The 13028-nt window shown below is 71.9% G+C and carries 12 protein-coding genes; 7 read left to right on the top strand and 5 right to left on the bottom strand.

Annotation, left to right across the window (positions count from 1 at the left end; all coding sequences use genetic code 11):
- Positions 1 to 6: 6 nt before the first annotated feature.
- Positions 7 to 1383: an ATP-grasp domain-containing protein gene (locus ACFYS8_RS17030; protein WP_387641757.1), complete on the top strand. Its 1377-nt coding sequence runs from the start codon at positions 7 to 9 to the stop codon at positions 1381 to 1383.
- Complete coding sequence (locus ACFYS8_RS17025) at positions 1377 to 1967, top strand: GNAT family N-acetyltransferase (RefSeq protein WP_387641754.1); 591 nt, start codon at positions 1377 to 1379, stop codon at positions 1965 to 1967. Before ACFYS8_RS17030 ends, ACFYS8_RS17025 begins: the two co-directional genes overlap by 7 nt.
- Here ACFYS8_RS17025 and ACFYS8_RS17020 read toward each other — a convergent pair.
- Positions 1951 to 3423, bottom strand: a complete 1473-nt coding sequence (locus tag ACFYS8_RS17020) for a PLP-dependent aminotransferase family protein (protein WP_387641753.1) — start codon at positions 3421 to 3423, stop codon at positions 1951 to 1953. The two genes, ACFYS8_RS17025 and ACFYS8_RS17020, sit on opposite strands and share 17 nt — an antisense overlap.
- An 80-nt stretch (positions 3424 to 3503) precedes the next feature.
- Between ACFYS8_RS17020 and ACFYS8_RS17015 the strand changes: the two genes are divergently transcribed.
- The gene (locus ACFYS8_RS17015; RefSeq protein ID WP_387641750.1) at positions 3504 to 4223 is read left to right on the top strand and encodes a GNAT family N-acetyltransferase; all 720 of its coding nucleotides are present in this window, start codon (positions 3504 to 3506) and stop codon (positions 4221 to 4223) included.
- Between the two features lie 13 nt (positions 4224 to 4236).
- Here the strand turns inward: ACFYS8_RS17015 and ACFYS8_RS17010 are convergent, their stop codons facing one another.
- The 4 genes from ACFYS8_RS17010 to ACFYS8_RS16995 all read right to left on the bottom strand — a co-directional run bounded on the left by ACFYS8_RS17010 (position 4237) and on the right by ACFYS8_RS16995 (position 9230).
- A complete protein-coding gene (locus ACFYS8_RS17010; RefSeq protein WP_387641748.1) occupies positions 4237 to 6792 on the bottom strand; it encodes a DUF3376 domain-containing protein in 2556 nt (851 codons plus the stop codon).
- Between the two features lie 80 nt (positions 6793 to 6872).
- A complete protein-coding gene (locus tag ACFYS8_RS17005) occupies positions 6873 to 7751 on the bottom strand; it encodes an aminoglycoside phosphotransferase family protein (protein WP_387641745.1) in 879 nt (292 codons plus the stop codon).
- Between the two features lie 31 nt (positions 7752 to 7782).
- Positions 7783 to 8424 (bottom strand): HNH endonuclease family protein, encoded by a 642-nt coding sequence (locus ACFYS8_RS17000; RefSeq protein WP_387641743.1) that lies wholly within the window; start codon positions 8422 to 8424, stop codon positions 7783 to 7785.
- Between the two features lie 311 nt (positions 8425 to 8735).
- A complete protein-coding gene (locus ACFYS8_RS16995) occupies positions 8736 to 9230 on the bottom strand; it encodes an Lrp/AsnC family transcriptional regulator (RefSeq protein ID WP_387641740.1) in 495 nt (164 codons plus the stop codon).
- A 105-nt stretch (positions 9231 to 9335) separates the two neighbouring features.
- Here ACFYS8_RS16995 and ACFYS8_RS16990 point away from each other — a divergent pair, with 105 nt between their 5' ends.
- The 4 genes from ACFYS8_RS16990 to ACFYS8_RS16975 all read left to right on the top strand — a co-directional run bounded on the left by ACFYS8_RS16990 (position 9336) and on the right by ACFYS8_RS16975 (position 13002).
- On the top strand, positions 9336 to 10640 hold the full coding sequence (locus ACFYS8_RS16990) for an APC family permease (RefSeq protein WP_387641737.1): 1305 nt from the start codon (positions 9336 to 9338) through the stop codon (positions 10638 to 10640).
- A gap of 166 nt (positions 10641 to 10806) precedes the next feature.
- Complete coding sequence (locus ACFYS8_RS16985; RefSeq protein WP_387641734.1) at positions 10807 to 11556, top strand: hypothetical protein; 750 nt, start codon at positions 10807 to 10809, stop codon at positions 11554 to 11556.
- A 51-nt stretch (positions 11557 to 11607) separates the two neighbouring features.
- Positions 11608 to 12375: a transposase gene (locus tag ACFYS8_RS16980; protein ID WP_387641731.1), complete on the top strand. Its 768-nt coding sequence runs from the start codon at positions 11608 to 11610 to the stop codon at positions 12373 to 12375.
- A 336-nt stretch (positions 12376 to 12711) separates the two neighbouring features.
- Complete coding sequence (locus ACFYS8_RS16975) at positions 12712 to 13002, top strand: transposase (RefSeq protein WP_387641728.1); 291 nt, start codon at positions 12712 to 12714, stop codon at positions 13000 to 13002.
- Positions 13003 to 13028: the final 26 nt, after the last annotated feature.

The raw sequence follows: 13028 nt of genomic DNA, 5'->3' as shown, positions 1-13028 counted from the left end.
CACCTGGTGATCACATCCTGTGACGAAGCGATCGACCGGCTACGGGAAATCCCCGGGCTCTCGGTCTGCCCCCGCCCCCTGCTCGCGCTTCCGCTGCTGCGCACCGGTTGCCTGTCCGCCGTGCTCAGTGTCGAGTCCCCGGACGCGGGCTGGGAGGGCGAGTTCGACGCCGAGTTCCACGCGCTGGAGGCGACCACCGGGCGGCGGGACCACACCGCGATGGGCGTCGGGATCCACGAGTTACTGCGTGCGCTCGCACGGAGCGGTGAACGGCCGCGGCTGGGCCGGGAGTTGGCGCTGCTGCCGTACCAGGCGTTCCAGCCGCACTGGCGCAGCGCACTCGCGGAGCTCGGCACCCGGCTGGTGGAGCCGACGCAGTCGGTCTCGCTGGCGGGCCTGCAGGACAAGACCGCGCAGCGGGCGTGGCTCCGCTCGGTGGGGGCGAACACGCCGCCGGACGCGGTGGTCGGCACCCTCGACCACCGGGAGCTGCGCCGCCGCTTCGGCAGCACCTACGTCGTTCAGGCACCGCGCGGCTCCGGCGGAAAGGGAACGTACCTGGTCACCGACGAGGCGGACCTGCTCGGCATCAACAGCGGCGCCGGGCCCTGGCTGGTGAGCGGATACGTCGAGGGCGCCCCGGTCAACGTCCACGGCCTGGTCTCGGTGGACGGCACGGTTCAAATCCTGCGCCCGTCCGTCCAGTTGACCCGGGTCGAGGGGGTCGGCGCGGCCTTCGGCGCCTACTCGGGCTGCGACTTCGCGGCGCCCGCCCTGCTGCCGTCCCGCGCCCTCGACCGGGCCGTCGAGCAGACCCGGCGGGTCGGCACGGCGCTCGCGGGTCTCGGCTACCGGGGACTGTTCGGCGCCGACTTCGTGCTGGACGGACCGGACGACGCACTGCTGCTGGAGGTCAACTCCCGTATGCAGGGCTCGACCTGGCTGCTGAGCGAGATCGAACTCGCCCAGCACACGCTGCCCGCCGCGCTGCGCCACGCCCTGGAGCGCTACGGCCACGCCACCGGCGGCGAACCCTCGCTGGACCCGGCGGACGGCTGCCAGCTGGTGGTCCGGCACACCGGCGGCCCGGTGCGGGTGGCGGCCGCGCCGACCGGCGGGCTGCACCGGCTCAAGGACGGGCAACTGCAGCGCTGCGGCGACGGGTTCGGTCTGCTGGAGTGCGGCCCCGACGACTGCGTGCTGCTCCAACTCCCGGCCGCCGGTACGGTGTTGCACACCGATGTGCCGATCGCCCGGCTGGTCACCCGCTACCCGCTGACCGGCCCCGACGGGTCCGGTCTCACCGCGCAGGGGCGGCAACTGGTCGAGGCCCTGCACGCGGGTTTCGTCCTCGAACCGGCCCGGGCCGGCGCACCGTGCTGACCGCACCCTTCCCGCTGTACGTCCGCGCGGCACTCGCATCCGACCTGGAGCGGCTGGCCGCCCTGCGCGGCGCCGCCGCCGACTGGATCGCCCGCGTGCACGGCTCCCGCCAGTGGTCGGACCCGTACGACGCCCGGCGCGGCCTGGCCCGGATCGGCCGGGGCGCGACGGTGGTGGCGATGCCGGAGCCCGACGGCGAGGTGCTCGCCGCGCTCACCATCCGGCCGTCCGCCGGCTCCGGACTCTGGGCGGAGGAGGAACGGGCCTGCCCCGCAGGCTACTTGAGCGGATTCGTGATCGATCGCCGGTACGCCGGGCGCAGCGTCGGAACCCGGCTGATCGACTGGACGAGGTGGCGGGCGGCCCGCGCGGGCGCGCTGGTGCTGCGGGCGAACGTGTGGAGCGACAACACGTCCCTGCACGCCTACTACCGCGCCCGCGGCTGGCAGTTGGTGCGCACCGTCGCCGGCAGCCGCAGCGGGAGCCTGTTCGAGCTGCCGCTGCGGCCGCCGCCACCACCGCCGCCGCAGGTCCACGAGCTGGGCGAGCTGCCACTACTGGCGGAGATCACGACAACTCCCTGACCAGCTTGGCGAGTTGGCGAAGCTTGGGCGCGAACGCCGACTCGGGCGTATTTCCGTACCCGAGGACGAGCCCGTTGTGGCCGGCGTCGGGGAGCAGGGAGTGCTGGGACAGCGGCCGGGGTGCCATCCCGTGCCGGCGGGCGGCCCGGGCCAGGGGCTGGTCGGGAGCGGTCGGCGGCAGTCGCACCGTCAGGTGCATGCCGCTGTCGCCGCCGGTCACCGTGTGCGGCACGTCGAAGTGTTCGGCCAGTGCCGGTCGCAGTGCGTCGCGGCGACGGCGGTAGAGGCGGCGCATCCGGGCGAGGTGCCGGCTGTACTGGCCGCTCTCCATGAAGTGGGCGAGCGCGAGCTGTTCGTGGCGGTGTCCGCCGCGCAGCAGCTCGTCCGCCACCGGCGCGGCCGGCCCGGCCAGCGGTTCGGGCAGCACCAGAAAACCCAGCCGCAAGGACGGGAACATGGTCTTGCTGAAGGTGCCGACGTAGAACACGGGCGCGCCGGGCGTCAGCCCCTGCATGCAGGCGAGGGGTTCGCCGCTGTGCTGGAACTCGCCGTCGTAGTCGTCCTCGACGATCCAGGCGCCGTGCAGCAGGCACTTCTCGATCAGGTCGAGGCGCCTGGACGCGGTGAGGACGGCGCCTGTCGGGTACTGGTGCGCGGGGCTGGTGCACACCAGGCGGGGCGGTCGGTCCGCCCAGTCGGAGGCGGTGGTCCGCAGGCCCTCGTCGTCGACGGGGACGGGCACGACTGTCAGGTCTCCACAGGTCAGCGCGGTCTGCGCGCCCCGGTAGCCCGGGTCCTCGACCCAGGCGGTGTCCCCGGGGTCGGTGACCAGCCGGACGCACAGGGCGAGTGCCTCCTGCGCGCCTTCGGTGATGACGATCTGTTCGGGGGTGCAGCGCATGCCGCGGGCGAGCGCGAGGTGGTGCAGGACGGCCGTCCGCAGCGCGAGTTCACCGCGCGGCGGGCCGTAACTCAGCAGCTCCGTCCCCCCGTGCCGGAGCACCCGGTCGAGCGAACGCCGCCAGGCGGCCAGCGGGAACTGGGCCAGCGCGGGCACCCCCGGCGCGAAGGCGGGCGCGGCCTCGCCGCCCGGGCCCGACCTGCGGATCCGCCCGGCCCGCCGGGCCAGCCCGGCCGGGGCGGGGCGCGGGTGGCCGGCCGGCTCCGGGCGGGCCAGCGCGGCGACCCGGGTGCCCTGCCGGCTGGGCTCGATGTAGCCCTCCGTGCTCAGCACCTCGTACACCAGCGTGACGGTGTTGCGCGACACCCCGAGGCTCTCGGCCAGCGCCCGCGACCCCGGCAGCCGGCTGCCCGCCGGAAGCCGGCCGTCGAGGACGGCGGCCCGGAGGCGGTGCAGCAGTTGCTTCTGCAGGGAGTCCCCAGCCCTCTCCCGGGACAGCGGTTCCTGGAGCAGAAAATCGAACTGCGGCCCTCGGCCCTCCTCGCGTGGCTCCATGGAGCGACCCTAGCGTGGACCTTTTCGAGGATCCACGCGCTGCCTAGCCTGGCAGGACCGGCACACCCCAGGAGAACCGCATGCCCGCACGCCTCAACGCCCACGGCCAGCCCATCGGCAGCCCGCTGCCCGACTGGACGCCGCGCCCCGGGCCCGCCCGGGTCACCCTCGACGGCCGCTTCTGCCGCCTGGAGCCCCTGGACGCGGACCGCCACGCCGACGACCTGCACGCCGCCTTCGCCCTCGCGGCGGACGGCCGGGACTGGACGTACATGACGGTCGGCCCCTTCAACGACCTTGCCGCCTACCGGGCCTGGGCGACGACGGCGGCCCGGGCGGACGACCCGTTGCACTACGCGGTCGTCGACGGGCGCAGCGGAAAGGCGGTGGGCACGCTCGCGCTGATGCGGCAGGACCCGTCCAACGGCGTCGTCGAGGTCGGCAGCGTTTCGTTCTCTCCGCGGCTGAAGCAGACTCCGGTGTCCACGGAGGCTCAGTTCCTGCTGATGTCCTACGCCTTCGACGAACTCGGCTACCGGCGCTACGAGTGGAAGTGCGACAGCCTCAACGAGCCCTCGCGGAGGGCGGCCCAACGGCTGGGCTTCACCTTCGAGGGGGTCTTCCGCCAGGCCGTGGTCTACAAGGGCCGCAACCGCGACACCGCCTGGTTCTCGATCCTCGACGCCGAGTGGCCGCAGGTCGGCAAGGCGCTGCGGGAGTGGCTCTCGCCCGACAACTTCGACCCGGCGGGCCGCCAGCGGCGGTCGCTGTCCGAGGTCCGCGCGTCCGCGGCCGGTTAGGCCTGTCTTCGGGTCAGCCGACCGCAAGCCCGATCGCAATGCCGATGCCGACCAGGATCAGCATGCCCGCGCCGAGGGTCACCCTCAGCGCCCACTTCACCACACCCGGAATGGTGCGCGGGTCCTTCTTCTTGAGCGCGTTCCGGGCCCTGAACCGGACGTACCAGGTCACCCAGCGGAGCCACCGCTTGTCGGCTTTCTGCAGGGCCTTCGCATCGGTGGCGACAAGGGGGCGGGTGAAGGCGAGCACCCTGTTCCAGAGCGGGCTGGCGGACTTCGATACCGCGTCTGCTTCGTCCTTGTCGGTGTTGCCCAGCAGCGTGATCGCCGAACAGATGACGGCCCGCAGACCGGCCTGGCCCTGCTGGGTCTTGAGGATCCGCCCCAGCAGTTGCCTGTCCCTTGTGGTCCGGAGCTCCTCGAGGTTCTGCTCCAGCTGGTCCTTGGCGGAGAGCCGGGCCGCGTGGTCCTGAGCCTCCGCCTCTTGGCCCTGGGGCGCCGCTTCTTGCTTTCGCTCCTGGGTCTCCGCTTCGGTCTCCGCTTCGAGGATGGCCAGGTGGAGCCTCTCCTCCCAGGCCAGGCGTTCCTCGCGGGACGGGACGAGCAGGAAGAGCAGGTGGTGGGCGGCGTCGAGCCGGCCCCAGATGAAGTCGGAGCGGCGCCATTCGCGGTGGATGAAGGCGCCGAAGTGCTGGAAGCGGATGCCGTAGAGCTTCCGGTCGCCGAGATCGGCGAACCGGTCGACGTTGAACACCGGACTCATGCTGTCCGGCCCGAGCCGCAGGAATTCGAACGCCGGCGTGAGCGGCCCGGCGGCCTTCGACGGGGGTGCGTACATCCTGGTGACCACTTCGACCGCCAGGCAGTCGTGCACGACGTCCTCGGGACCTTCCCAGTGGCCGAGGCCGGCCTGCCGGGTCACCTCGGCGAAACGGCCGCACGCCTGCGAGACGAGTCCGCCGATCGTGGCCGGGACGTCCAGATCGTCGAAGACACGGCCGAGGAGCTCGCCCAGTTCCTGGTTCGACAGCTCCACCCCCGGCCGGTAGTGGTCCCGGATCCGGTTTCTGACGGCCTTGGTGACGGCGAGCGCGCAGCGCTGCTGCCGGCTGATGTCGGTCGCGCCGGCAAGCAGTACGCGCTGTTCGTCGGGATCCGCGCGCAGGTCCATGGAGCCGAGGTACTGCTGGAGGTAACCGCCGAGGGTCTCGAAGAGTCGTTCGGCGGTGATGATTCCCCAGGGCCAATTGGACATGTCGGGATTGTTGATGTCCTGGCTCGGCCACCGCGGGCTCCAGTTGGGGTTCTCCCCGAGGATCCGGCCGAGCTCCTCGGAGTCCGCCTCCGGTACGGTGACGAGCGAGGTCACCGTGCCCAGCTCGGCAAGCCGGTGACGGGTCTCCCAGAGCGCCGCGCTGGCCCGGCACAGCCGGTACTCGCCGAGCATCGTCTCGGCCGCTTCCCGCACGTAGTCGCGGAGGTCCCTGTTCTTGCTCATCCGGTGGAACAGGTTCAGCTGCGTGCCGCGAACGCTCGTCCCGAGCCGGGTCGACAGCTCCTGCGTCCCGGACCGGAAATCCGCCTCCCGCGGGTACTGCAGCGCGTTGAAGGCCGAGGTGACGAACGAGACGTCACCGCAGGGCGACTGTCCCGCCGTGTTCACCGTCTCCAGACCGACCGAAGGGGTCACGTAGACCACCACCCGGCGCACCACCCGCTCGTCCACTTGACGCTCGGTGATCGCCTCGAGAACCGGGCCGAACGGGGCGTTGTTGAGCACACCGCCGTCGATCACGCAGCTCGCCGGAGCCTCGGAGATGGGAGCGGGAAGCTCGCGGAAGTGGGACATCGGCCGCTCGTCGACCGGCGGGAAGGCCACCGGATAGCCGGCGCTCGCCCGCGCCGCCTGAACCAGCGCGTCGTTGTTCGCCGAACAGAAGTCGTCACGGCTGTCGAGCTCGAAGCCCATCGTGCCGTCGTCCGCCGTCCGGAAGACCACCGCCTGCTTGTCGTTCCGGAACCGGTACACGCGCCGGTGGTCACGGACGTCGAACCGGCTGCCGAAGCCGTCCTTGAACTCACGCGCCCGGCCGTCCAGCGAGGTGGCCGTCATGAAGAGGGTGATCGGCTGCTCGGGCGTCTCGCCCTCGGGCATGTCCTCCAGCTGCGCTTTGATCTCCTTCTCGAAGAAGGTGCCGTTGAGCAGGCTCTGCTGGGAGGGCGATTTCACCAGCTCCGGCAGCGAGGCGGCCTCCTTCCACACCTTGCGCAGCGAGCCCAGGTCCGAACCACGGCCGATCGCGGTGGCCAGCAGGAGCCCGTTGAGGCCGCCGGCCGAGGTGCCCGAGACGATGTCGATCACCACCCGGGCATTCGCCCCCGCCGCGCCGGTGATCTGCCGCCAGATCTCCGCCACCTCTTGATCGGCCGGGGAGACCGATTCATCGGGTGCGTCGGCGGAGGCGCGGCGCAGCAGGTCGAGCTCGTGCGTGACGCCGCCCATCCAAACCGCGAGGCTGACGCCGCCGTTCATCACCAGGGCCAGCCTGACCTCTTGCTTCACCACCATGTCTCGCACCGTAGATCGCCGGCCTCCGGACCGCTCCCGCAGTACCGGCCGGTTGATCCACCCGGTCCACTGCGCGAGCCCTACGCCAGCACCTCGCGGAGGGTGCGCTCGCCGACGCCGCGCATCAGCGGGTTGTCCGCCGAGTGGGAGAGGAACACCAGCGCCAGCGCGAGCGCCCACCCGCGGGCCCGCTCCCAGGTGGCGTCGTCGGCCCGGCCATACGCCGGTCGGAAACCGTCTCGCTGTTCCTCGGTGAACAGCATCCACGCCACCGACAGGTCGGTCGCGGGATCGCCGCCGGTGAGGTCGCCGAAGTCGATCACGGCGCTGATCCGGCCCTGGTGGACCAGGATGTTGGCCGGGTGCAGGTCCCCGTGCAGCCACAGCGGCGGCCCGTCCCACACGGGCACGGCCGCGGCGGCCTCCCAGATCGCCAACGCGGCGGCGCGGTCGGCCGGTTCGAGGTGCGCCAGCGCGGCCCGGACGCCCTCGGCGCGCCCGGCCAGCGGGATCCCGCGGAACGCGTTGACTGGCGCCTCCGGCGGCGCCGGGGTGTGCAGCGCGGCGAGAAAACCGCCGAGCGCGGTCGCGGCCTCCCAAGGGGCATCGAACTCCGCCGGCGCCGCGATCCGCCCGGGCAGGAACGGCACCACGCTCCAGGACCACGGGTACTCGTCCGTCGGCCGCCCGACCCGCACCGGCGCGGGCACGGGCAGCGGCAGCCGTCCGGCCAACTCCGGCAGCCAGCGCTGCTCGTGCGCGACCAGCCCGGCCGCCGCCGCGCGCCGCGGCAGCCGAACGAGGAGGTCCTCGCCGAGCCGGCACACCAGGTTGTCCCACCCGTTGGCCAGCACCTCGACCGGCAGCCCCGCCAGCTCGGGGTACTGCGCGTCGAGCAGCCGGCGCACCAGCCCGACGGAGACGGAGACCTCGGCGGCGGGCATGCGGTGAGCTGTCACACCGGAAACCCTACGGCGGCGGCTCGAGCTGTCAGCAGCCCGCCAGGACGTCGGTCAGGGCCGTCTTCTCGGCGGTGTCGACGGACAGGCCGTAGTAGTACTTCACCTGCACCCAGGCGCGGACATAGGTGCAGCGGTAGGAGGTGACGGGCGGCAGCCACTCGGCCGGGTCCTTGTCGCCCTTGGAGCGGTTGGTGCTGGCGCTGACGGCGACGAGCTGGGGGCGGGTGACGTCGTTGGCGAAGGCCTGGCGCTGGGCGGTGGTCCAGGCGGAGGCGCCGGAGTCCCAGGCCTCGGCGAGCGGGACGACGTGGTCGATGTCCAGGCCGGAGGCCGAGGTTATGGTGACGCCGTCGTACGGGGAGACCCAGGTGCCGGAGGTGGCGGCGCAGCTCGCGTCGGTGACCACGTTGGAGCCGTCGCGCTTGAGGACCGTCTCGCGGGTGTTGCAGGTGCCGGAGATGGTGATCCAGGTGGGGAAGAGGTCGCGGCTGTAGCCGGTGCGGTCCTCGGCCTTGACGGTGAGTTGGGCCAGGTAGCCGCGAGCGGTGGCGGCGGAGACCGGGGTGGGCAGCGCGGCTTGGGCGGTGCCGGCGTTGACCGTGAGGACACCGGTGGCGAGGGCCGCGGTGGCGGCGAGGGTGGCGAAGCGGCTGAGGAAACGATTCGTCACGGCGGGGAGCTCCTGAATTCGGCGGGGTGTGGTGCCGAGTCAGCGTGGCAGCCCGCGGTCTATGCGGGTAGATGCTCCGTCGTGAAGATTGCATTACCGTCTGATGGCCATATCGGCGGCTGATGTGAAGGTTCATCATCAACGGCCGGACGCACCCCTGCCGGGCCAACCCGCCGCACCCCTGCCGGGCCAACTCACCGCCCGCGCACGGCCGGACCGGTTCACCGCCCGCGCACGGCCCGACCGCTCACCGCCCGCGCACGGCCGGGCCAACTCACCGTCCGCGCACGGCCCGACCGCTCACCGCCCGCTCACCGCCCGCGCGCGGCCGGCCAGCGGTCGAGCGGGAGCGGGCCCCGGGAGCGGATGGTGCGGATCGCGAAGGTGGAACGGGCGTCCCGGATCGGACCGATCGCCAGGATCTCGTCCAGCAGCACCAGTTCGTAGGTGGCCAGGTCCGGCACGGCGATCTCCACCAGGAAGTCCGCCTCCCCGGAGACCACATGGCACGCCACCACGGCCGGAATCTCGGTCAGCGCCTGCTCGATCTGCCGCGAGGTCTCCCGCGAGTGCTGATCGACCCGCAGCGAGACGAACACCGTCAGCCCCAACCCGACGCGCTCCCGGTCGAGTTCGGCCCGGTACCCGGCGATCACCCCGTCCGCCTCCAGCGCCTTCGTGCGGCGCAGCGCGGAGGACGGGGAGAGCCGGACGGCCTCGGCGAGATCGACGTTGGCGGTGCGGCCGTGGCGCTGGAGGTGCTCCAGGATGGCACGGTCGATGCGGTCGTACTGCTGGCTCGGCATGCCGTGCACCCTAATCGTCTTCACGCGGCAGATCCTGCCGTTTCGAGCACTCCGCACGGCGAAATTCGCCAGCGCGTGCCGCGCGATCGGGGCCACAATCGCCGCATGTCCGAGAAGACCACCGAAAGCCGTCACTCCCACCTGTCCACCGCCGCCGCGTCCGCGCTGTACATCGGGGCCCTGCTGGGCCCTAGCCTGCTGCTCCTCCCGGGGCTGGCCGCCCGCGCCGCCGGCCCCGCCTCACTCCTCGTCTGGCTGTCCCTGCTGGTGCTGTCCGGGTTGATAGCCGTCGTGTTCTGCGCCCTCGGCACGCAGGTCGGTTCGACCGGCGGCGTCGCCGGGTACACCGCCGCCGGCCTCGGCGAACGAGCGGGCCGGGCGGCCGCCTGGTGCTTCCTCGCCGGCGTGGTGGCGGGCGCGCCGGTGGTCTCCCTGATCGGCGGCAGCTACGCGGCGGCGGCGCTCGGCATGGGCGAGTCGGCGGCGGTACCGGCGGCGCTCGTACTGCTCGGACTGGTGCTGACGGTCCGACTGGTCGGGGTGCGCACCGGCGCGAAGCTCCAACTGGTGCTGGTGGCCGCCCTGGTGGCCCTGGTGCTCTTCGCCATGCTCGGCTCCGCACCGCACGCCCGGGCCGCCAACTGGACGCCGTTCCTGCCGCACGGCTGGGCGGGCGTGGCCCGCGCCGCACCGCCGCTGATGTTCGCCTTCGTCGGCTGGGAGGCCGCCGCCTCGCTCACCACCCGCCTGCGCGACCCGCGCCGACAGCTCCGCCTGGTGGTACTGATCGCCTTCGTGGTGACGTCCCTGCTCTGCCTCGGCCTGGGCGCGGCCACCGTCGGGGTACTCGGCCCGGACGCGGGCGGCGCCGTCCCGCTTGCCGACCTGATGCGCGCCGCGATCGGCGACAGCGGCCGAATCCTCGCCGTCGGCGCGGCACTTGTCCTCACCCTCGCCGCCACCAACACCTACCTGACCGGCGCCGCCGAACTCACCGACGCCCTCCTCCCGCCCACCCCCACCCCCAGCCGCCGCGGCCCCTACGCCGTGGTCGCGACCACCGCCCTGACCGGCGGCCCGCTGATCGCCCTGGTCGGCTCGGGCGTCCTGTCGACCGACCAACTGGTGGCCGTACCGACCGCGCTCTTCCTCTCCGTCTACCTGACCTGCACGGCCTCCGCGATCCGAATCCTCAACGGACTCCCCCGACTTGCCGCCATGGTCTGCTGCCCCGCCGTCCTCGCCCTGGTCCTCGGCACCGGCTGGCCGGTCCTCGCCGTCGCCGCGGTCGCCCTCCTGGCAGCAACCCTCCCGGGGCGCGGTTCCGCCTCCGCTGCGCAGGACGGCCACCGGGGCAAGCCCGAACTCACGGAAGGGAACGTGGTCCTGGCGTCGCACAACAGCCACTGAACCAGCGGGGACGGCCACGCACACACCGCGCGGCCGTCCCACCCTCTCCGCGCCGCACCCACATCCACACTTCGCCTGCCTGCTCACCCACTTACTAAGGGCTGTCCCGCTACTCCCACGGACCGGCAGCCGAGAGGTGTCGGTGGAGCCTGAGACACTCTGGTCCGTGCTGATCAAGGGATACGACTACGGGCCGCTGGTTGCGGGTGAGCGGCTGCTTGAGCGCGCCGGGTTCTGGTCCAATCACCTGCTGGCCATGTGCCGATTCACCTCGGGTGGGACCCGGCCGGAACCCGAGTGGTTCGGGGACGACGGCGCGGACACGGACGCCCTGGCCGAGGTCCTCCTGGACGACCAAGCCTGGCCGGCGTTTCGCATCCCGTTCCAAGGCGGTCACAGCGCTGTCGTCGTCTATCGGAACCTCATTGGTGACTCCGGGATCGACTACGTACTGACCCAAGCGGATTGGCCTCGGACGGAGGATCTGTCCAGCTTTGACGGCGACTGGTACGGCCCGGGCCTGTCCTGGCGCGACATCGTGAACATCGCCGAGACGCCGGACCTGACTGCACCCGGCGTCCATGACACCGCGGCCAGGCTCCTGCTTCTGCTGCCGCTGCTCGCCGACGACTATCTGCCGCCGGCAGCGCCCGCTCGGGTGAACGCCGCTCTCACAGCCGTCGGAGCACCCGAGGACTCTGCCCAGGACACGGCTGACCATCTCCTTCGGAACAGGCGGCCTGCAGCCAGTCGCCGTGGTGGTGCCGGCTCCCCTCTGAGCGGCGGCAGCCACCGGCACACTGAGCCGGACTCGGATGAGTCGGCCGTGTTGTGGACACTCAACCTGACTCGATCCCAGAGCGATGCTCTCGCCGACGCCCTGGGAAGTAGGTCTCGGCCGGGGCCAGCGTCTTGAGTGCCGCGAGCTGGCTCCAGGAGCAGTGATCACGGCTGGGATGATCTCGCCATGGCTGGTGTGATCACGGCGTCGGAACCGTCATGGATAGCCCCCTTCACGGGGCTGAGCCCGCGCGACTTCCGCAAGCTCATGGCAGTGCTCCGCCGAGAGGGCGCTGACACCGTGCGGCCGGGCCGGCCTTGGAGTCTTCCGCTGGAGGACCGGGTCCTTCTGGTCGCGGCCTACTGGCGGACCAACCTGACGCTGCGGCAGCTCGCGCCACTGTTCGGCGTGTCCAAGTCGGCGGCCGACCACATCATCGACCACGTCGGCCCCTTCCTCGCGCTCAGGCCCCGGCGGCGGTTCCACAAGGACACCGTGCTGATCGTCGATGGCACCCTCGTCCCCACCCGCGACCACACCATCGCGGAGAAGTCGAAGAACTACAGCTACTCCACCAACCATCAGGTCGTCGTCGACGCCCACACCCGCCTGGTCGTCGCGGTGGGCACCCCCGTCCCGGGCAACCGCAACGACTGCAAGGCCTGGGTCGAATCCGGCGCCAAGGCTGCTGTCGGCCGGACCATCACCATCGCCGACGGCGGCTATCCCGGGACCGGTCTCGTGATCCCGCACCGCCGGCCCAAGGACGGCGAGCTCACCGAATGGCAGATCGAGCACAACCACGACCACAAGCGGGTCCGGGCCCGCGTCGAGCACGTCTTCGCCCGGATGAAGGCATGGAAGATCCTTCGCGACTGCCGTCTCAAGGGCGATGGCGTCCACTACGCCATGCTCGGCATCGCCCGCCTTCACAACCTCATCCAGGCCACGTAGACAGATCCCGCCGACGGGCGGATCACACCATCCGGACCCGTCCGAGATCAATTACGGGACGGCCCTTAGCCGTTGCTCTATCGAGCTTGGTGATCGTGCGTTCGAGTCTGCCGACTCGGTCGGGTGATCCTCTGGTCGGCAGGGCGTGAAAGTGGGGCCTCCCGCACAGCTCGTGGGTGTCGAATCCAGCCGAGCAACAGGAGGCCCCTGGTGTCGCAGTCTTCCGTGTCCGCGCCGTTGCCGTCCAACTCCGCACCTCTGTCGTGCGATTGCCTCGCTCACCGGTTCGGGAACGCCGGGGACCGGCGGCACAGGCGTCCGAGGTACCCCTAGGACATGACCGACGCGGAGTGGGCCGTCGTGCGCGACGCGATGCCCGTGCCCGCCTGGCTGGAGGGCCGGGGCGGGCAGCCGGAGGGCGACTGCCACCGGCAACTGGTCGGCGCGGTGCGCTACCTGGTCGCGGGCGGCATCGCCTGGAGGGCGGTGCCCGCGGACTTCCCCGTATGGGACCGCGTCTACGCGTTCTTCCGGCGCTGGCGGGACAAGGGCCTGGTCGCCGAGTTCCACGACCGGCGGGCCGTGATCCGGAGCCGGTCGCCGGGATCATCGACGCGCAGTCGGTGAAAGGATCACCCGGACCGCCGCGCGGC

Origin of the sequence: Kitasatospora sp. NPDC004615 (assembly GCF_042873545.1) — a bacterium.
GTDB lineage: Bacteria > Actinomycetota > Actinomycetes > Streptomycetales > Streptomycetaceae > Kitasatospora.
This window is presented reverse-complemented; position numbering and strand designations above follow the sequence as displayed.

Coding starts and splice junctions, on each gene's coding strand:
- ACFYS8_RS17015 (WP_387641750.1), top strand. CDS start 3,504: ATGCCCGCACGCCTCAACGCCCACGGCCAGCCCATCGGCAGCCCGCTG.
- ACFYS8_RS16980 (WP_387641731.1), top strand. CDS start 11,608: ATGGCTGGTGTGATCACGGCGTCGGAACCGTCATGGATAGCCCCCTTC.
- ACFYS8_RS16995 (WP_387641740.1), bottom strand. CDS start 9,230: ATGCCGAGCCAGCAGTACGACCGCATCGACCGTGCCATCCTGGAGCAC.
- ACFYS8_RS16975 (WP_387641728.1), top strand. CDS start 12,712: ATGACCGACGCGGAGTGGGCCGTCGTGCGCGACGCGATGCCCGTGCCC.
- ACFYS8_RS17010 (WP_387641748.1), bottom strand. CDS start 6,792: ATGGTGGTGAAGCAAGAGGTCAGGCTGGCCCTGGTGATGAACGGCGGC.
- ACFYS8_RS17020 (WP_387641753.1), bottom strand. CDS start 3,423: ATGGAGCCACGCGAGGAGGGCCGAGGGCCGCAGTTCGATTTTCTGCTC.
- ACFYS8_RS16990 (WP_387641737.1), top strand. CDS start 9,336: ATGTCCGAGAAGACCACCGAAAGCCGTCACTCCCACCTGTCCACCGCC.